The organism is Desulfovibrio cuneatus DSM 11391 (assembly GCF_000430005.1).
Classification (GTDB): domain Bacteria; phylum Desulfobacterota; class Desulfovibrionia; order Desulfovibrionales; family Desulfovibrionaceae; genus Frigididesulfovibrio; species Frigididesulfovibrio cuneatus.
Window position 1 is genome coordinate 14,809 of record NZ_AUCY01000034.1, and the last position, 21,875, is coordinate 36,683.

At 52.5% G+C, this 21,875-nt stretch carries 8 protein-coding genes; 6 read left to right on the top strand and 2 right to left on the bottom strand.

All coding sequences use genetic code 11. The annotated features are described in order from the left end of the window. Positions 1-251 precede the first annotated feature (251 nt). Positions 252-14,876 carry a cadherin-like domain-containing protein gene (locus G497_RS0109525; protein ID WP_027187982.1) on the top strand — a complete coding sequence of 4,875 codons (14,625 nt, stop codon included), beginning with the start codon at positions 252-254 and terminating at the stop codon, positions 14,874-14,876. Positions 14,877-15,285: 409 nt separating this feature from the next. Here G497_RS0109525 and G497_RS17570 read toward each other — a convergent pair whose 3' ends face one another. Next, positions 15,286-16,458, bottom strand: a complete 1,173-nt coding sequence (locus G497_RS17570) for an MltA domain-containing protein (protein WP_051258011.1) — start codon at positions 16,456-16,458, stop codon at positions 15,286-15,288. A gap of 215 nt (positions 16,459-16,673) precedes the next feature. On the opposite strand from G497_RS17570, the gene G497_RS0109540 reads away from it, so the two are divergent. Next, on the top strand, positions 16,674-17,093 hold the full coding sequence (locus tag G497_RS0109540) for an acyl-CoA thioesterase (protein ID WP_027187983.1): 420 nt from the start codon (positions 16,674-16,676) through the stop codon (positions 17,091-17,093). A gap of 473 nt (positions 17,094-17,566) precedes the next feature. Here G497_RS0109540 and G497_RS0109550 read toward each other — a convergent pair whose 3' ends face one another. Beyond that, positions 17,567-18,127: a tetratricopeptide repeat protein gene (locus tag G497_RS0109550; protein ID WP_027187984.1), complete on the bottom strand. Its 561-nt coding sequence runs from the start codon at positions 18,125-18,127 to the stop codon at positions 17,567-17,569. Positions 18,128-18,536: 409 nt separating this feature from the next. On the opposite strand from G497_RS0109550, the gene flgB reads away from it, so the two are divergent. The 4 genes from flgB to fliF all read left to right on the top strand — a co-directional run bounded on the left by flgB (position 18,537) and on the right by fliF (position 21,758). Continuing rightward, a complete protein-coding gene (flgB, locus tag G497_RS0109555; RefSeq protein ID WP_027187985.1) occupies positions 18,537-18,947 on the top strand; it encodes a flagellar basal body rod protein FlgB in 411 nt (136 codons plus the stop codon). Continuing rightward, positions 18,947-19,384, top strand: coding sequence for a flagellar basal body rod protein FlgC (flgC, locus tag G497_RS0109560; protein WP_027187986.1), 438 nt, complete (start codon positions 18,947-18,949; stop codon positions 19,382-19,384). The genes flgB and flgC overlap by 1 nt, the downstream gene beginning before the upstream one ends. Positions 19,385-19,571: 187 nt before the next feature. Continuing rightward, positions 19,572-19,901: a flagellar hook-basal body complex protein FliE gene (gene fliE, locus G497_RS0109565; protein WP_027187987.1), complete on the top strand. Its 330-nt coding sequence runs from the start codon at positions 19,572-19,574 to the stop codon at positions 19,899-19,901. 225 nt (positions 19,902-20,126) lie between these two features. Then, the gene (gene fliF / locus G497_RS0109570) at positions 20,127-21,758 is read left to right on the top strand and encodes a flagellar basal-body MS-ring/collar protein FliF (protein ID WP_027187988.1); all 1,632 of its coding nucleotides are present in this window, start codon (positions 20,127-20,129) and stop codon (positions 21,756-21,758) included. The last annotated feature ends 117 nt before the right edge of the window (positions 21,759-21,875 follow it).

The following is a 21,875-nucleotide window of genomic DNA, read 5'->3' on the forward strand; positions in this document are numbered from 1 at the left end:
CGTAATTTTGCTAGTGTTCTGAATTTTGGAGAACCCTTATTCCCTTTGTGGCGATGCGTGGATATGTTCAACGGTAATCTGTTCTAGCCGTTGTTTTTTGCACAGGCCCTGCCTGCTTACGGGGAGATTTTGAAAGTTTTTATCTCATATATGAGTCACCGTTTCGGTAACCTGAACCCGAAGTCACTACGCAAAGCGTATGTTTTTTACTCGGCTACATGCACACGCCGTGCATTAATTAGGAGGTTGTTATGAGTCAAACTAATGGAAAGCAAGCTGCCAATAGTTCACCTGTTGTTGTTCCTGGCGTCCAGGCAAATCAAGAGATTTCAATTCCTGCTGTGGCAGGGGCAGAAGTACAGTTCCAGTTTGACCCAACCTCAGCCACTGTTACCCGTGTAGACAATAGTCTTGTATTTACCCTTGATAATGGCGGTAAAGTTACTATTACCGATTTTTTTGTGACCGATGGGCAACCGCTGCCCATGCTGGCCTTGCCCGACGGGCAGGTGGTTCCCAGTGAAGCCGTGCTGGCAGGCCTTAATGGCGACATGGACTTGAGCACCGCCGCAGGCCCGGCAGCACGCCCCCCAAGCAGCGGCGGCACAAGCTATGAAGACAGCGCGGGCTCGCTTATTGGCGGAACAGACCGCCTGGGCAGCCTTGGCACCGACGGCTGGGGAAATTCCCTGAGCCAGCCGGAACAGGGCATAGGCACCCTTGAAGTTCCTGGCGGGACCTTTTCCTTTGATGCGTCCTCTGATGTGGGGGGAGCCTTTGGGGTGAGCGGTGGGCTGTACGAAGACGGCATGGCCTACCAGAACACGGGGGACACCACCGTTGCCTCTGGTAAACTGGATTTTTCCTTTTCCGGCACGGGCACAACTGTGGTGGATTCTGTTTCCCTTACCGGGTTACCGGTGGGCACCGTTGTGTACATTGGTAACCCGGATAACCCCACGCAAACTATTACCATTGAAACTGCTGGTCAGGCCGTTTCTTTAACCTATAGCCAGCTTACTGGCGACGGGGTGTACCTGCTGCCGCCGCCTAACAGCGACGCAGACATGAACATTAATGCCAGCGTGACGTTACGGGCAACTTCTTCCGGCGTTACCCAAACGCTGAACGGCAGTTTCACCATTGTTGTGGACGCCGTGGCAGACAAGCCCACAGAAGTGGAAGCAGCATTTGTTGGTGGAGTAGACCAGACTGCCATAGGCAACACTTTGGCAGGGAAAGAAGAACAGCAGGTAACCATAAAAGCGAAAGCTGTTTTTGGTGGCGATGCAGACGGCGCAGATACGGACGAAAGTCATTTTGTAATGGTAAGTGGTGTCCCTTCAGACTGGAGCCTGGCCTCCATTCCCCAAGGGTGGGTGCAGGTTACTGATGCAGCACGCCTCGCAGCCATGGGTGCCGGTGCGGGCGATGTGGTGTTTGAAGTTTCTGCTGACTTGCTCCAGGGAGCGAATGCCTCTGTAGAAGGGGACGTGACTTTTGATACCAATGAATGGTCGAGTGAGCGCCTTGGCAGCGGTGCCGTCAATACGGCCGGTAACGCCACCCTTACGGTGAAAGGTGTTACCTGGGAAGAAAACCCCAGCGACGGCGAACTGACCCAGGATAACAACATTGCCACCACCAGTTCACAAGATATGACAGTGCATTTTGAGGAATCAAAGCCTGTTATTACTTCCCAGGATTTGGTGCTGCCAGTTGATGAAACCGCTGGCTTACAACAGCAGGACAAGGCTGTTACCGCTCTTACCCCCGAAGCGCAAGCCGTTCTTGCCGGGCTGGGCCTTGGCAGCACCCCTGCCGTTGCAGCAACGCAAAATGACGTTACTTTTTCACTGGGAACAGACGTTACCACCCCTGAGTTGGGCGAAGGCAGCCGCGGCATTGCCCTTTCCAGCGAACAAACCGACCCGGTTTATACCGCAAGCGGCCAGCTACTGACCATTGAAACGGTGGATGGCGTGTTGCAGGGCTATTATATGGAAGGTGGCACCAAGCACCTTGCCTTTGTGGTGTTCAGCTCAGACCACAACTTTGCGGGGGGCACTGGCAAGCTGACCTTTGTGCAGTATGAAGCCTTGCGCCATGCCGATGCAAACAACCCGGACGATGTGCTGCCCATTAACGTGCAGATAACCGTAACCGATGCCGATGGGGACAGTGTGACCACTTCCCTGACCATTACTGTGCATGATGACGGGCCAACGGCAATTGCAGAGTCTGAAATGCTGGGAGAGCACGACACCTCTGTTTCCGGCAACGTGCTTGGCAACGACCAGTTTGGCGCAGACGGCCGGGCCGCCACCAACGGGCTTGATTTCAATACTGAGGCAGGTAAAATAACCTATACCTTGGGAGATGGCACCACCGTTGCCCTGACCCTTGATGCTGAGGGCTTCCTGCGTGATGCCTTTAACCAGAACTACGGCAAGCTTACCCTGAACGAAGCAGATGGCAGCTACACCTACACCGTTCCCGGCAAAAGCCTGAATGCGCTGGAAATGGATGGCACCATCAAGGTGGATTACACCCTGAAGGATGCTGACAACGATACCGCCAGTGCTACCCTGAGCATCACGGTGAAAGGCGAAGACCTGAAGCCGGAAGTTATCATTAATGCAGGGGCAAACAACCTGCTTGTGGATGAAGCCGCCCTTGATACCATAGGCACCAATGCTGCCGCTAATGCAGAACACGCCAGCGGTTCCCTTGACGTAAGTTCTTACGAGCAACTCACCACCATTACCGTGGGCGGGGTTGTGCTTACCCTGAAATACGATGCCAGCGGCACCCTTTCCGGGTATGACGTGGATGCCTCAGGCGAAAACGTACCCAATGGTGATTTGGCCATTGCTGCCAGTGGTGCCGTTTCTGTTGCCTACGCTGCTGATGGCAAAGCAACCTATACTGTTACTTATTCCTATACGCTGACTGACCCACGCACGGTGGATACAGATGCCGATACAATTACGGTACCTGTAACGGTAACCGACAAAACAGGCGACGAGGCAAACGGCAACTTTACCATTACCATAAAAGACGATGCCCCCATTGCCAGTAATGAAAGTGTAGCCCTGGATACTACCTCCTCTTCAGAAACCTCTGTTCCCGGCAACGTGCTTGATAACGACCAGTTTGGCGCAGACGGCCGTGCCACCACTGACGGGCTTGATTTCCATAGTGCGGCAGGTGAAATTACCTATACCCTGGGAAATGGCACTACCGTTGCCCTTACCCTTGGTGCAGACGCTGTTCTGCGTGACGCTAACGGCCAGAACTACGGCAAGCTTACCCTGAACGAAGCAGATGGCAGCTACACCTATACAGTGCCAGGCAAAGGGCAGAGCGTTGTAGAACTGGATGGCACCATCAAGGTGGGCTATACTCTTAAAGATGCTGATAACGATACAGCCAATGCAACCCTGAGCATTACGGTGAAAGGCGAAGACCTGAAGCCGGAAATTAGTATTGACGCTGGGGCAAGCAACCTGAATGTGGATGAAGCCGCCCTTGATAGCATAGGCACCAATGCCGCTTCCAATGCCGAACACGCCAGTGGTTCTCTTGCCGTAAGTTCTTATGAACAGCTCACTACCATTAATGTGGGCGGCGTTGTACTTACCCTGAACTACGGTGCCGATGGCAAGTTGGCTGGCTATAGCGTGAACGGCACTGCGGAAAACGTGCCCAATGGCGATTTGACCATTGCGGCTACCGATGCTGTTTCCGTTACGTACGCCGCGGACGGCAAGGCAACCTACACTGTTGAGTACTCCTATACCCTGACAGCCCCCCGCACGTTTGACGGAGACTTCGACACAATTTCTGTGCCTGTAACGGTTACGGATAAAACAGGTGACGTGGCCAATGCCAACTTCACCATTACTGTGCAGGACGACGCCCTTACGGCTGCTCCCGACACCAACACCTTTACCGAAGGCAGCCAAACATCTGTCAGTGGTAACGTGGTAACGGGTGAAGGGCAAACAGGCGGTAAAGACACCATTGGCGCAGACGGTCTGAAAGACGTGCAGTTTCACGGCCTGACCGTCACTTCTGGCAGCCTTGTGGACAATAACAATGGCACCTACACATACCAGAATGCTGATGGAACAACCGCCGGAACGTTGACCCTGAAAGCCGATGGTAGCTACACGTTTGAAAAAACGGGTGGCATTCAAAACAGCTTTACCTTGGAATGCAAGTATGCCGCCACAGACAATGATGGCGACAGGGCTGAATCGACCTTGACCATAAACGTGGAGGCCGCACCCATTACTGTTGGGCTCAGCGGTTCCGCACAAGCGTATGAAAGTAACGCAAACAATACCCAAGGTGCAGGGGAATACACCCTGAATATATATGATGAGAGCAATGGTATTGCTACAGGTGGGCAGATTCCCGACGATATTACTGTGACCATCAAAGTAACGTTGGATTCTGCAAAACTGGAAGACTTTGACCAAGCCGCACTGGAAACGCTTGATGGCTACACAGTACAGTACGACAACCATGGCAAGGCTGTCAGTTTTACCTTTACCCAAACTATTTCCCATGGCGATGCCGACGGCAAATTGACCTTCAATCTGCCCTTTAATGACGACCACATTACAGAAAATACCGAAACGTATACCGTTTCCATTGAAAAGGTGGAAGGTGGCACAGGTGTGTATGTTTCAGAAAAAGCAGATGCCAGCACTGTAGATACCACCCTTATTGATGACGGTTCCACGGCTCACCCTAAAGACGGTCCTGTAGTCAACGTGGTGCGCACAGACGGCACAGGCAACTCTTGGGAAGGGGCACAGGATTCTTCCTTTGAATTTAAGCTGGACCTGAAAGACCCGCACACTGGCAGCACTTACGCTGGGGACAGTGACGGGTTTATGGCGCAAGACACAGTTGTTACTATCACCCTTGGCGGCAGTGCACAGCTTGGCACCGACTTTACCCTGGATACCTCTGCTTTTGATAACATCCCAGGGCTGAGCTATGAGGTGAAAGACAATACGATTATCTTTACCATTACCGGGCAAGTGGATGCCAACGGCAACCTGCATGCCCCCGGCACTGCTGTCTTTAATGTGAGCGACCTTGGCAAGTTGACCTTCCAGGCCAATGTTATTTCCGACGCCATGGCAGAAAACGCAGAAGCCATTACCCTGAACGTGACTACTGACGGTGGCAACGAAAGCGCCAACGGTTCCGGTTCTTCCGTCACCATAGAATCTGACCCGAAATTGTCCCTTGCCTGGGCCGCTGGTTCGGTGAACGAAAGCCAGGGCAACATTACTGCCAGCCTGACCCTTGATAAACCCCTTGGCGAAGACGTGACCGTGACCCTGAAACTGGGCGGTACTGCACAGGTGTATCAGGAAGGCGACACCCTTGCCCTGAAAGACTACACCCTGCCCGAGGGCTGGAAACTGGAGTCTGACGGCAACGGTGGCTTTAACTTGGTGGGCACCATCAAGGCGGGCACTTCCGGCACTATTCCGCTGGAGTTCGGGCTTGTTGACGATCATATCAGTGAAAGTAATGAAAGCATTACCCTGCAACTGGATAATGCCACTTATGCGGGCGGCCAAAGCAACGTCACCATTGGCACAACGGGCACCCAAACCGTTACCATAACCGACGACAACGCCATTCCCAATAGCGATGGCGCTTCCAGCACCAACGAAAAAGATGGCCCTGTGGTGGGCATAAAAATGGATGGGGCCAGCAGTGCAGCGGAAAATTCCGGCACCACCTTCACCTTCCAGGTAACGCTTACAGACCCGCACGCACGGGCCAATGAATACTCTGGCTTTGAAGACAACAACACCCTTTCGCAAGACATGGTGTTAACCTTGCAAGTGGGCGGCGCGGCTACCCTGGGCAAGGACTATACCCTGGACTTTACAAGCCTGAACGAATTGAAGGCCGCGGGTGTGCTTACTTACACAGCCGATGCCAATGGTAAAATTACCATTACCCTGCACGGGCAGGTAGATGCCAGCGGCAACCCTTCCGGGCATACGCCGTTCAACATGGCAGACCTAGACAAGTTGCAGGTGGGTGCCACCATCAGTAACGACATGGTAACGGAAAAGAATAGTGAATCCATTACCATGAACGTCATCACTGACGGCAAGAACGAAAGCACCGGAGGTGGCACTGCCACGGCCACCATTGAAGGGGATACGCCTGTTCAATACAACGGCCCCTTTGTGGAGTTTGGCAAGGCCAATTACGGCAGTGTGCAGGAAAGCAACGGCAAGCTTAACTTTACCCTTGAACTGCGCGACCCTGCCGATAAAACACAGCCATATAGTGGCACCGGGCTGGAGCAGGATATTGTTGCCACCATCAAGGTTGACTTTACCGAGACCTTCCAGGCCCATGACCTGAAGTTTTACACCCAGTCTGGCAACTCATTTACTGCCAAGCAACTGGACACCGCCAGTTTGCGCAGTGCCGGGCCGCTGTTTGTGAACATTGGCGACCCGGACGGCGACGGCAACGACAACTACGCGCCCATTACCTTGCAACCCGCCACGGGCACTCCCACAGGCTTTACCTTTGATGCAAAGCTGCCTGTTGGGCCTGCTGGCGATGCAGACGGCAAGTATGACCTGAGCCTTGAAATGAACGACGACCCGTTCGGCGCAAGCGAACAGCAAAAGTTTGACAAGCCAGATGAAAGCATCAAAATGGAAATAGTAGGGGTGGAAGGCAGCGAAGCCCGTATTGGGGACGTTGCCAACACAGAAGGGACGGTGACAGACGACGTACCGGAAATGGCGGAAACAGGCGGCCTGGAAGGGCTGAAAGTGGGTCTGCACCTTGCCACTACCAGCGGTACTCCGTATACCAATGCGGAAGTGAACGAGGGGCTGGATTACAGGCTGTATGTGGACCTTACCACCCAGAATGGCACCGCTTTTGGCACAGGCAACAACCCCTATGCTAACTACACGGGCAACCAGGTGCTGCCGGAAGACCTGGTTATTACCATTACGCTGGAAGGCACCGCTGACCTGGGCGACGACTTTACCGTAAGCTGGAACTTGCCAGCAGGTGCCGAGGTGAGTGGCCCCAATGCCAATGGGGAATACACCCTAACCTTGAAGGGCGGCATCTTTAATGCCGCCGATGCAGGCAAGGTGTGGGCCAACATTGATGTGAAGGGCGATAACATTAACGAACACGGCAATGCCAACCAGTACCTTGACGACAAAGCCGCAGACGAGAAATTCTCCTTTACCGTAACCGACGTAAAGGGCAACGAAAGCAGCATTACAGATAAAGCGGGTGCACACACAACGGAACGCACTATTAACGACGTGGCCGACGGCAAGCTCACCCTTTCTGGTGGTACCTTTGATACCACCCACACAGAATGGGGCTTTGGCCTGAAGGTTGGCTATGGCGCAACCGAAGGCAACGGTGGCAACCAGTTGCCCGGTGAAACAGTGCACATGCAACTGAAAGTGAGCGACAGCGTCAGTATGCAGCACGGTGAAGAATACCGGCTGGATGCTTACAGCCTGTTCTGTTCTCTCAACGCTGGTGATGCCGACCTGCAAGGCTTCCTCAACGCCAACGGCATTACCGACCTTGCTACTTACAATGCCTGGGTAAATGGCAACGACCTTTCCGCCGCTGCCGGGGACAAGGGCCTGATTTTTGTGGATGGAGACGATGCTGGCTGGGCCAAAGGCGACAGTATCGTATACGATGTGTATGTGCCGAAAGATTCATGGAAGGCTGATGGCTCGTTAACGTTCAGCGTTGACCAGGGCGACCACCACGGCGGGCGCGATGATGCGGGCTTTACTGTGGAACTGGTCAACCCGTACGATAAAAACGGCGACGGCGTGAGCGATGCAGGCCAGCCGGGCTTTGACATGAAGGGCGAGATTGTGCAGGTGGTGAACCCCAGTGATGTGGCGGTTTCCGACGCCATACAGGTGAGCCTTTCCAACGGGCATACCATTAGGGAAGGTGGCACCGAGGGCATTGGCGGCACGGCGGTGGAGCAATACACCGTGCAGTTTGCTAATGCCAACGCTGCAACAGTTGGTGGTACCTGGAAGGCCGCAGGCGACGTTATGTTCGACCTGACCATTAAGCCCACAGGCGCTGAGTTTGACAGCAATACAAGCGATAATATTGGCAATGGCACAGTAAAAGACTTTGCTCTGGCAGATTTTGAAGGCAAGCCCCTTGATATGGGCAATGGCACCTACGACCTTTCCACGATAGATACGCCTGAAGAGTTCGCCCTGCTGAGTCAGAAACTTTTTGGTGCTAATTACCCAAATATTCAGGTGACAGGCATTACCTACAATGGCAATAACGTTGTGTTTGCTGTGAAGGTGGCCGAAGGCTACGACCTTTCCCAGGGCGTGAAGATAAACTTCATCACCGAAGATGACAGGGTTTCGGAACCGAGTGAAAACTTTGTTCTGACGGTTACCGACCTGCATAGCAACAAAGACCTTGATCTTTCCACCACCAAAAACAGTGGCACCACCACCATTGTGGATGAAGGTGATGTCACACGGTTGAACGGCTTTGCCCTTGCCCTGAAAGACGGGGGTGCAGTGGGCGTTGAAAAAAGCGAAACCGGGGTAAGCGTTACCGTAAAAGCCTACATTTTGAGCAATGGGGTGGACGGCACTGGCTGCAACGACGGGCAGGTAATTACCCTTGACGACATGAAGGCCCTGTACACTGCTGAAACAGGCAACAGTTACTCCGGTGCCAATGATGCCGACTTCGAGAAATTTGTTATTGACCACTTTGGGCCTACCCAACCCATTACCTTGGATTTTGGTTTTAGTGACGATTCTGCCGTACGCAATGCAGATTACAGAACGGACCAAACGTCATTCACCCGTGGGCCGGGCGGCTGGACGCTGGTTATTGATGAAAACACAGGCGAAATTAGCTTTGAACGCAATGACATCAATATTACCACCATTAACGACAACCTGGACGAAGGCACGGAACAGTTCGATATTACGCTGAATGGCGTTTCCAGCAACGAATCCCGCTTGGTGAATGGTGCAGATGGTGTGACCGAAAACACCACCGTCAAGGCCGATATTATTGACGTGCACGACGGCCCTGTGCTGGAAGGCTTTGGTTTGAATGACGAGTCACTGGTGGAGCCAGACCGTTACGATGTGGTGGATGGACAGCGCCTGCACACGGTGGAATACATTTTGAATTTGAGCAAGGCCACTGCTGAACCTGTCACCGTGTGGCTGGATGCTGGCGGTGCCGCTTCACTGGGTATCGACTACTCTTTTGGTGAAGGGGTATATACCTACCAGAACGGTAGCTGGCATACCTTTACGGCAACGGGCGAACTGGTTGCCAGCAACGCTCCCGCAGGCTTCAGGGGCGAGCCGAAAGAAGGCGGCTTCTGCATTGTTATTGATGAAGGGCAGTCCAGCGGCACCGTGAACGTGGTGGTACTGCACGACAACGACGAAAAGGCCGTGGCAGAAGGTGTGGACAACGGCACGGAGAACATCAACCTGACTGTAACCGACATGACGGGCAGTGAAGTGATGTACAAAGATCCGGCCACAGGAGAAGTGAAGCCCTGGGCAGACAAGCCTGCTGGCTTGATCGTGGACGAAGGCAAGTCTGACCTGAACATTATAGATGATATGGAAGGCCCAGCCATTTCCGTTGGCCTTGGCGGCGACTACAATGCACGAACAATAACGCTACACATTGGTGAAGATGCCACCGCTCCCATTACCGAGCCTGTAACGGTAAAATTGCAGGTAACAGATCAACTCGGTAACTCCCACGAGGTAAGCATTACCGTGCAACCGGCAGACCTGCATGACGCAAGCCTGACGGATGCCGTGAACAAGGCCCTGGCTGACCAGAAAATTAACATAAATAACTGCTATGTGCAGATAATAGATACCACTGGCGGGGAAACGCAGGTTTCCGGCGGGCCAGTGTATGTGAACAATGATAGCGGCCCGGCGATTATTGAAATTAAGGGCTTTGAGGGCAATACCATTACCGAAGGTGATGGGGAGAGCCCTGAATACACCATGAATCTGCTTATTTCGCAGCCAGATAAATTGCCAAACACCCTTAGTTTTGATTTGGAACACCTTGGTGGCACGGCAAGCCTGAGTGGCGATTTGGCAAATACTGGTGGCGCCCATGTGGAAATTACCAATATAGACGCCCTGAAAGCTGCCGGGACGGATGTTACCCTTACTATCAATAAAGATGGCGTGTTCCTGCAAGATGGAACACAAATTGGTACGGTTACGGGTGACCTGCCTGTGGCACTGGATGATACCAGCGTGGAAGGTACAGAAAGCTTTTATACCATTATTACCAACCCCAGTTCCCCGCTGGATATTGACGAAGGTGTGGCAACCGTTGAGGTTATAGATACCACCAGGGTCGGGATTGTGCTGGTGAAAGAAGACGGCACCCTGTTTACCGGCACCACAGAAGACGCAGGCCTGCTTAACCTGAAGGCCATGCTTGTGATTGTGGACCCCCAGGGCAACCCTGTGCTTGTAAATGGCGAGTTTGTACAGGCCACCACGGAGGTGCCCATTTCCTTCAAGGTGGGGTACACCAATGCAGAAGGCACAACAGGTGGGCAGGGGGCAGACTTTACTGGCAATAATGTAATTACCTTCCCGGTAGGTTCAGGTACGGTAGACTTTAATCTGATGATTCAGGAAGACCGCCTTTCAGAAGGTACAGAAAAGTTTGATGTTTCCTTTGAACTGACAGACAAGAGCAAGACCGAGCTTGGGGGCAGTGCCCAAAATAATATTGTTGGTGGCAAACAAGGGTTTACCATTACGGATGAAGACACCTCCCTGCAAATTGGCTTTACGTCCGATAGTTCGGTAAGTGAAGCTGACACCCTGACGGTAACCTACTTTGCTGAGGAAACCATGAGTGGCGCTGCCTTGCCCCAGGGTGGGCAAGCAGGCGGGGTGAACAAGTCTGTTGTGGCGGAAGACGTGACCATTACCTACGTCATTACGCCAAAAAGCGCAGGCTTTGACCTGAATGATATCAAGAGCATGACAGTTAATGGTAAAACATACACGCACGACGGCCCTGCTGGGGCTAACCTGAGCGACCTGTTGACGGCAGACGGCAACGGTGGATGGGAATTCAAGGTTACCCTGAACAAGGGTGTGGCCTATGGTGAGTTTAAAATCACCTTGAATAACGATGTGCTGACAGAGGGCTCCGAACAGTTTGGCCTGGCCATTAAGGAAACAAGCGGCAGCGAAAGTCTGGTTGGGCCGGGCAGCGACAAAACCATCAACGTGGAAGACGTGCTGGACGGTGCCCGCCTGGGCATTGTGGCAGGCCCAATGGCTGAAGAAGGTGACTACGCCACGGCAACCATCAAAATGACGGCAGGCATGGCTTCTGAAGAGCCTTCCACCATTACCCTGACGGTGAAAGACGGCAACAGCAGTAACCTGAGTGACAAGTTCGACACCAATGGCGTCATTAAAGTAAACGGCTTTGGCGGCGAAGCAACCATAGATTTGAAAAATGCCCAAAACGGCATTGCCACAGGCCAAATTACGGCCGCTGGCAAAACGTATGACCTGAAGTTTGACCTGAACACAGGCAAGCTGACCATTGATATGCCAGCAGGTGTTGGTAACACGTCGCAAGACATCACAGTTTCCTTCCCTGTGCAAGACAGCAGTGTCGCGGGCGATTCCGGCAGCTTCACCTTTGGGCTGGAAGTAAACGGTGGGGAAATGCAGTTGGCTGGCTCCAACCCACCAAACTATCAGGCAGGTGAATGGACTGGTGAATTCAGCGCCGAGGGCACAAGCAACGGCGGTTCCAACACCTTCAAGATAGCGGCGACTGGCGGGTCAAGCTTTAACGACCTGACAGAAACCACTGAAACTGTGCTTACCTTGGGCAACCTGCGGGCAAGTGGGAGCAGCGTTGACCTGGTGCAAAAAATTATTGTGGACGGGGTGGAAATACCCAGGAGTGCATGGTCTTGGGATGGGCAGAATGTGGTTATTCACACAGGCTCTTGTAAGCCAAATTACGAAGTAACGCTTGTGTACAATACCGTGGGTGTGAACCCGGCAGACCTTTCCTACGCCAAGGGCAACGTGGACCTTTCTGCCAGTGTTGTTGGCTACGGCAGGGAAGTGGTTACCCAAATTGGGGATGAAACCGACAAAACCCAGTTTGACGGGCCGGAAGCTTCTTTGGTGAATGTGGCCGAAAGCGTGGTGGAAGGCAGCGTGGTGGAAGGCGATGTGCGCGTGCACTTCCCCATGCTGGATGGCGACCTGAACCCGGACGGCACCCACACCACAGTGGAGAACCTGAACGTTACCTTGCAATTGTCCAAAAATATCAACGGCACATACTCAAGTACCGTTGAGTTTGGTGGCAACAGCTATGTAGTGAACCAAACCACCGGGCAGGTAACGGTTTCTATTCCCAAGGGAACATTGGTAGATGCTGATGGTAACCTGGACATTCACTTTACGGTGACAGTGCCAGATAACACGGTGACCAAGAACCCGAACTTCTCTATTACGGTTGTAGACCTGAAGGGCGACACAGGTTCTGACACACATTATGAAAAGTATAGCAAGGACAGTACGGCAGAAACTGTGACTGTGACAGATAACGACACAGACAGTGGGCCAACGGTTTCACTTGGTTCCAATGGTGCTGGTACGGAAGGGGGCAAGTACTACACGTACTTGTCCATCCAAAACCCTTCGGGTAAAGATACTATCGGTACTACTGTAGAGGCCATGCGAGTGACAATACAAGTTGGGCAAAACCCTGATGGTACGTATTCTGCCCCGGCAAACTGCAGCAGCAATGCCACAATCAAAGATTGGAATCCGGAAACCGGGCAATTTGTGTTGGAGATTATGCCAGGTACTTCTTTTAGTCCTACCTCAACATGGTTCTATATGAACACGGCGGATAACAGCCTGGCCAGCAACCCGCCGGCAACCTTGACTATTATCAATGTTGAAGGGGCTGGTAGCGGCAATACATACGAAACCATTATCCATAGCGATGAAACTAAATCTGTTACTCTTGGCAATAATGGCACCCCTTCCGGCCCAGAGTTTACGTTAACGGTAGACCAGACCAGCGTGAATGAAGGAACGGATCTTGCGGGTACGCTCAAGCTGGCCTTTACGGCTGACAAGGCCAACCCGAACACCCTTGGCACCGATGTAACGGTAAACCTGACTCTGAATAACGCCAATGCCACGTTTACTTTGAGCCAGGCCGCGCTGGACGCCGGGGTTACTTGCACGCAGAACGGGGCTAAGGTCACCATTATCTTCCCTAATGGCAGCAGCATGGCCGACTTTGCAGACGGCCTGGACTACAGCATTAACGTGCCAAAAGACGAAATGAAAGGCCAGAACCTGGAAATTACCGTTGATTCTGTTACCCAGTCTTCCAACTACTACGAAAAAGTGGGCAATGTGGGTGACAGCCAGTTCGAGGTGCCCGTTATTCCGGTAACAGACCAGCCCACGGACCAAAGTGTGGCTCCTGGCCAGCTTGTGGAACAGGATGGGCACGTGGCCAGCGTTAGCTTTACCCTGGCTGCGGATTTTGCAGACAAATCAGGTACGGAAGAGCACTTCTTTCTGGTAGCCTTGCCTGCAGGGGCCATTCCCCCGGCCGGGTGGGTTGCCATAACCGACCTTGCACTACTGCAAGCCGCAGGCCTGGGGGACAAGGTGTACAAGGTACCTGCCGACGCACAGGGTGACGCTTCCTTTGACTTACAGGTGCCCGAACACTTTGCAGGTGGCGACTTGCAGTTCAGGGCCGGGGCTGTGGAAACAGGGCAAAACCAACCGACCTATGAAGTGAGTGAAATTGGCAGTAGTAGCATTGCTCCCACCGGAATTATTAACCTTGTGCCGGAAGCCCAGGCGAGCCTTGGTGCGCTGGACGGGGACCTTCCTTATTTTGATGGTTCCCTGGCTGTGCAAGACCCGGATGGCGATTCCTGGCAGGTGGTGTCTGTTTCCGTTGGCGACCAAGTCCACTTGGTTCCGGAAAATGGTTTCAAGACCATTGAAGGGGAACACGGCACGCTGACACTGCATGCCGATGGCACCTACCATTATGAGTTGCACGAAGGGGAGGTGGCCACAGACATTAATGACATGGAAAGCTTTGGCTACACCGTGCGCGACAGCCACGGCGGTGAAAGCACCAGTTCCATTGACATTACCCTTGGCCAACCGGCAGATGGTGACGCGCTCACGCCCATGGCTGCCAACGCTGCCTTTACCTTAGCAGGAGACCATTTAGAAGGGGTGTTTGCAGACCAGGCCTTGTATGACAACACCAGCCACCAAAGCGCTGCGGATACTGCCGGGGAACAACACCTGTGGTTTGACTCCCCCAACGGGGAAGATACCTTGCTCAACGATTGTGCAGGGGAGCATCTCCTGCTTGGGCAGGCAAAAATGGCAGAAGACGGAACCTATGTGCACGGGTTTGTATACGAAGGGGCAGAACCCCTTAACATTCAAGTGACAGACGACAACAATCAGGTACTCAGCCTGCATGACGTGTTGTTTACCGATGAAGAATCTGCCCTGGATACCTACCTGGAAGCCATGGTCAACAACAACGACATTACGTTGATAGTGCAGACAGGAAACACGGAACACACCATTATTATTGAAATGGGTGCCGGTGCCGTGGCCGGGTATGAAAACTATACTTCCTTTGTGGAACAATACAATGTGGCAGAAAGCGAAGAGGCCCAGTCTGCTATGGTGCATCAGTTGCTTACCTCCATTACCTGCTAGGGAAACACGCATTTATTCCGTTTGACGGCGTTATTTGCATTTTTTGAAAGGGGGCAGGACCAAAGAGTCCAGCCCGCCTTTCAAAAAATACTTCATGCCTTGCCAAACGAAATAACTGCGCGTTTCCTTTCTCCGTTCGGGTTTCGTGGAGATGTGCGAGGTGGCAAAGCCACCTCGCACCCTCAGCCCTCGCTCCACGGCTGCTATGCTCGCGACTGCCGTCGGCTTTAGGGAAGATGTGGGCTCAAAAGCTTGAAAAGCTAGCGCCTTGCCAAACGAAATAACTGCGTCCTTAGAGGAATTATGAGGGAGCAGCGATTTTACTCAACGCATTAATAAGAGCCCCCCTTGCACATTACTGATATGCAAGGGGGGCTCTTATTAGTTTTCTACAGGGAAGGGGGGCGTGCTATCTGTTCTTTAATCCCTTCTTCACCAGCACAAACATGGCACTCGGCGCATCCAGGAACCCGGCAACGTGTTCAGCCTCTGGCCCGGCACCGCTGAACAGGTCAATTCTGTTACCTTTAATGGCCCCGCCTACGTCTTGGGGCAGGGTCAGGCCATAAAAGGGTATGGTCATGTTGCCCTGGGCGTCTGGCAGGGGCAGGGCAACAAAGGTCAGGCTGCCATGGGGCAGGGTGCGTCTGTCCACAGCAAGGCTCATCCACGGGGTAAGGGTTCTGCCCATGGCCCCAATTGGGCCTTGGTTTGCCTCACGGAAAAACACATAGCTGGCGTTCTGGTCAAGCAGTTCTGCCTGCTCATTGGGGTGGCTGGCAAGGTATTCCCGTATGCTTTTCATGTTTACATTGCCAGGGGCCAGCAAGCCCCGTTCTTTCATGACGCGGCCAAGAGATGTGTATGCGCGGTTGTTTTTGTCTGCAAACAACACGTGGGTAATGGTGCCATCAGGGAACAGGAGCCGCCCGGAACCCTGCACATGCAGGAAAAATGCGTCCACTTCACTGCTTACCCAGGCAATTTCAAGCCCTTTGCCACGCAAAACGCCTTTTCTGTCAATATCGGAATGGGTGTGGTAGGGCACGCCTTTACGCAGGTCGCGGGGCACCCGGTACAAGGGGTAAGGGAAGGCAGCGGAACGGGTGCGGCTTGCCTTCAGTGTGGGCTCGTAATAGCCTGTGGCCCCAAAGTCTGGCCCAATGCGGTACCAGGTAAATTCTTCCGCTAGCAGGGAAGGGGCTCGCATAACATTGGGCAGCACAGCCTGCATGTGGCGCAATGTGGCTGCAAGTTCGCCGTATGTCAGGGAAAGGCCGGGGTGGTTTAATGCGGTATCGTTTGCAGGTTTGGCCGCAGCATGGGCCAGGCTTTGGCTAATGGCAAAGGCCACCTGTTGCTGGCTTACTTTTTTGCCAAGCTGGCCAGCGGCCTGGGCGGCAATGTGTTCGGCTTCTTCCTGGCTAAGGCGTACCGCCCCCCTGGCTTGCATGGGGGAAATAATGTGGGCTTGCTTGTTGCCTTTTGCCGGGGGAGTGTGCAACGTACACCCGGTAAGGGAAAAAGCCAGCCCCGCAAGGAGCAATGTTGTGCAAATGGGCTGAAATACAGTGCGGCGCATGGGGGACTCCGGTTACAGGCATATGATGCTGGGGAACATACCGGGTTTTGCTCTTGTGGGCAAGGTATGGTGCCAGGAAATTGCCTCCGTTATCGCCTGTTTGCAGCCAGGAAAAAACAGGCTACATTGCTGTTGCCTGCCGTTTGTGCCTGGGTAGTAATACGAAGTGATTATGTTGACCGACAAAAAATATGGCCAGCATTGAAGGAGTGATTATGTCCGTGAATGCAAAAAAGTGTGTGTACCTGCACCGGGTTTCCTACGGGGAAACAGATGCCATGGGAGTACTTTATTATGCAGAATATTTGCATATTTTTGAACGTGCCCGCAGCCAGTATATTCGGGAGCTGGGAATGTCGTATGCTGAAGTGGAACGGCGCGGTATTTACCTGCCCGTGCGTGAAGCCGCCTGCCGCTACCGTGCTTCCGCACGGTATGATGAAGTGATAGCCGTTCAGGTAACGGTGGAAGAACTGCGCGGTGCTTCCATGGCGTTTGTGTATGAAATGATTAACAAGGAAACCGGACAACTGGTTGCCACAGGCATGACACAGCACGCCCTGGTGAATGGTACAGGCAAGCCTGTGCGTATGCCGGAATGGTTCAAACTGCTTGTTCTTGGCGGCACGGAATAACTGGCGGCGTGGTGGCGTTTTTTTTGAAACCGGGAATTCATGGTTTCTTGCGGCGTGCCGCCGCACACTCTCCCTCACCATCATATAACTACTCTATTAGAAACGCTCAGTTTTTCGTTTGGCAAGGCGCGATGTTATTTTTGCAAGGGCGGGCTGGACTCTTTGGTCTTGCCCCCCTTCAAAAATAGCAAGCAACGCCGCCAAACGGAATAACTGAGCGTTTCTAAAAAACAAAAACGCCACCTCTCCGTCCCTGGATCAGCAGCGTTTATGGGGTAAGTAACCCGTCTGTCATGGTCGCTCCAGCGCATTCGCCTGGCTAAGGGTTCGCAAATTCCTTTTTGCTCTCCGCTTTTTCAATTTTGATCCAACCCTTCTCTGACTTCCTGGCCTCTCGCGCCAGCTTGAGGCCAGGAAATCTACGGAGGGGGGGGATCATGTGGCAAAATCAGGCAAGCCTGTTTTGCCTTTTTTTACGCCGCAAAGTGGGCGTAAAGTTGTTGGGCAGCGATATTCTCTGGGTGTTCACCCAAAAGAAGTTCTAACTGAGCCCGAGATTCTTTTTCGCGACCAAGGGAAAGCAAGCAACCTGCCAATGCGTAGCGAATGGCTTCATCGCTTCGTTCCTGAAGGGCAGCTTCCAGCATGGGAACAGCTTCTTCAAGGCGATTCAGGAAGTAGCAAAGCTGCACAATGCCGTTAATGGCAACCATATTGCAGCTGTTGTAAGAAAGTGCCTGGGAATAGTGGGTAAAGGCTGTTTCGTATTCGCCTTTTTCCACTTCCACCATGGCCATGCCAGACAATGTTTTGTCGCTTTGGCACACGGTATTTGCTTTGGTGTACAGGGAGTAAGCCTGTTCCAGGTTGCCCCGGTCCAGTTCAATGGCTGCCAGGCCAAGGTAAGGTTCTGGCTTGCTTTTGTCGCAGCTCACGGCCTTCAGGTAATAGTCTTGGGCTTTTTCGTATTCACCCATAAACAAATAGCATTCACCCAATTCTTTGTTAATTTCGTAATCTACTTGATTGCTCATAATCCCCTCCTTGTTGTGCGCTGTTGTGCGCATTTTGCCTGCTTCATAAAGTTTATTGGCGCGAGCAAGCTTGCCAAAGCTTATGCAACCCGTGTGCCATTTTTTCTTTTTGTGCGAAGTTTTGTTGTAACTATGGTAAATTGTTAATAATAATTTTTTCTTGGGCATTGGCGTGTCCTGTTGTCAGGCGGCAGTTTTTGCTTTTCCTGTCATTTTTCCTTCTTTGCTGCCCCCTTCCTTATAAAGGGCGTATTCAAAATTATGACAAGTAACGGTGTGGGGGTATGGCTTTAGTGCTTAATGCACTGTAAATAAACAATAAATTAATTTTGGTACGCTTGTTGCTTAATGCTGGCAAAGCAGATGGGAAAAAAATTCCCACATAACTTTACCTTAAGGAGGAAACGGTATGAAAAGCCTTTTTGGTTCACACATTGAACTGACCAGCCGGGTGCTGGATATGCAGTTGCAACGGCAGAACATGATTAACGGGAACATTGCCAACATCAAAACAGAAGGCTACCGCCCCCGCAAGGTGGAGTTTGAAAAAGAATTGCAATCAGCCCTTGGGCTGGACGTGCGCGGCAAAATGAGCCGTACCCAGGAAGGGCACATGCCTTCTGTGTTCGACGCCAACACCTTTTCCGCGAATGCTGAAAAAGCGTTCAAGCCGCGCATTATTTACGGTGAAGACCGTGTGAGCATTGATAAAGAAATGGCAGAAATGGCAAAAACCCAACTGCAATATAGTGCCCTTTCCCAGGTTATTCGCAGTAACTTTGAAGGGCTGAAAACCGTCATCGCAGAAGGACAAAAATAATGGACTTCATGACCGCACTTGACGTGAGCGCTTCTGCTCTTTCGGCAGAGCGTACCCACATGAATATAATTTCCATGAACCTGGCCAATGCCAAAACCACCCGCACGGCGGAAGGTGGCCCTTACAGGCGCCGCAGCGTGTATATGCAAGAAACTGAGGTGGATACACCCTTTAGCAAGCAAATGCGCAGCGCCATGGACAGAGAGTTGAAAGGCGTGCGTGTGCAAGGCATTGCGGTGGACCAGCGCCCCCCCAAACTGGTGTTTGAGCCAGGCCACCCAGACGCCAATGAAGACGGTTATGTGGCTTACCCGGACATTAACGTGGTGGAAGAAATGGCTGCCATGATGACCGCCCAACGTGGCTATGAAGCCAACGTGGCCACCATTGAAACCGTTAAATCCATGTATACCAAAGCCCTTGATATTGGGCGTTAAGGAAACGCTGATTTATTCCGTTTGGCGGCGTTCCTGCACTTTTTCTGAAACAGTCGAGGACGGAAGAGTCCACTCCTGCTTCACAAAAAGCTTGTGCCTTGCCAAACAAAACAACTGAGCGTTTCCAAGATGCTATGGAATCAGTGCTTTGAAAATTTTCTGACTTTTGCAAATAAAGGAGCATACCATGAGTATTCAATCTGTGGGCTTAAAGGCCTATAATCAGGCCCTTGAAAACTTCCAGCGTGCCCAGCGTGCCTCCAAGGCTTCAGCACTTACCCCTGCGGCACAGCCAACAAACAATTTTGCCGAAACCCTGAACAGTTCCCTTGGCAAGGTAAACAACCTGCAAACCGAACGCACCGCCATGATAGAGTCCTTCGCTTCTGGTGAAAACCAGAACGTGCATGAACTGATGATTGCCATGCAAAAGGCCAGCGTTGCCGTAAGCATGACATCTGCTGTGCGGAACAAGGTTATTGAAGCGTATCGTGAACTTTCTCGCACCCAATTCTAGGGAAACGCTGATTTATTCCGTTTTGCCTAGCTAAACGAAAAAATGCAGCGCTTCACAAGATCAAGAGTTTATACGGTTTACACGCATCAACGGGCCAGCGCACACGCGGACAACGTGAAACGGTTCCTACCCAGAACCCTGGTGCCAGGTTCATGTACTTACCCCGGTTCCTACCCAGAACCGCATGGAATTAACCCTGCTGCAACTCCTTAAGGAGAAACTACCATGTCACCCATGCTGCAAGATTTCATCGAACGTTTCAAGAATGTCTGGTCCAGTGTGTCGTTTTCCCAGCGCATGTTCATTGGGGGTCTGGCAACCATTCTCATCGCTGTGTTTATTGGCGTTATGGTTTGGATGGGTCGCCCGGAATTTTCTCTTTTATATGCCAACCTGCAACCGGAAGACGCCAACCGGGTCGTAAAAATACTGGAAAAACAGCAGGTTCCTTTTGTGCTGGAGCAAAACGGCACCGCCATTATGGTTCCTGCAGATAAAGTGCATGGATTACGCATTAGCATTGCCGGTGAAAATGTGCTTACAGGCAGCGGCATTGGCTTTGAAATTTTTAACGATGTGCAGGTTGGTCAAACCGACTTTGTACAACGCCTGAACTACCGCCGCGCTCTGGAAGGGGAACTTGGCCGTACCATCAGCCAGTTTCCTGGTGTGGAAAGTGCCCGTGTCCACCTGGTTTTGCCCCACCGCAGTCTGTTCATTGAAGAGCAGCAAAAACCTTCCGCTGCGGTGCTGTTAAAGCTTACCGGCAGCCGCCGTGTGGAACCGCGCGACATGGAAGCTTTGGTGAACTTGGTAACCATGTCTGTGGAAGGGCTGGACAGAACACGGGTTTCCGTAACGGACAATAGCGGCAAGGTACTGTTCCAACCAGAAGTGGAAGGCTCAATTTCCGGGCTTACGCAAACCCAGTTTGACCACAAAACACGTACCCAGCAAAACCTGGAGCGCCGCATTGAAGAACTGCTTATGCCGGTTATTGGGGCAGGCAAGGTAATTGCCCGCGTCAATGCAGACCTGGACTTCAGCCAGCGCACCATTCGCCGCGAAATGTTTGACCCGGACAAAACCGTGGTGCGCAGCGAAAACCGTAATGAAGAAAGCACCCAGGGCCGTGCCACCATTGGCGGCGGCGTGCCAGACCCCAACTTCCGCGGCGACAACCCCGCCGGGAACATGAGCGACCAGAACAGCAGCCGTGAAAGCCGTACCATCAACTTTGAAATTAACAAAGAAGAGCAGAACATTGTTAGCAACTCAGGGGACATCAGCCGCATCTCGGTAGCTGTGATTGTTGACGGCACGTACGAGAAAAATGCAGAAGGCGAAATGGTGTTTACCCCGCGTAGTGCAGAAGAAATGGAACGCATTCGCCAGCTTGTTGCCAGCGCCGTTGGGTTCGACTCTGTACGCGGTGACACCCTTGAAGTAAGCAGCATTGCCTTTGAAGGTGTGGACGTGGCAGATGCAACCCCGGTAAGCGCCGTGATTATGGATTACGCCATGCGCTTCGGCAAACCGTTCCTCAACGCACTGCTGGTATTCCTCTTCCTCGTCATGGTAGTACGCCCGGTTGTTCTGGCCCTTATCCGGCCCAAAGTGGAAGGCCGCATGATTGAAGAACTGGAAGGCCTGCCACAAACCGACGACCGCCTTGCTCTGGCAGAAGATAGTGAAGACGCCGTAACTGCCACCGCCATGCTGGATAAGATTGAAGACATTAAAGTGCACGCCCTGCACCTTTCCGAGCAGAACATGGAGCAAGCCCTGGGTATTATTAAGCGCTGGCTGAAAGACCCCAAAGAAGAAGGGCATAAAGTACCTGCACGTGCAGCATAACATTTGGGTAGAGGCTGCGTGCATTGGGTAGATACACGCAGCGTGACATGGAACAAAGGCTACTTCGCAAGAAGTAGCCTTTGTTATTTGTGCAGCATAGCTGCACAAATACGCTGC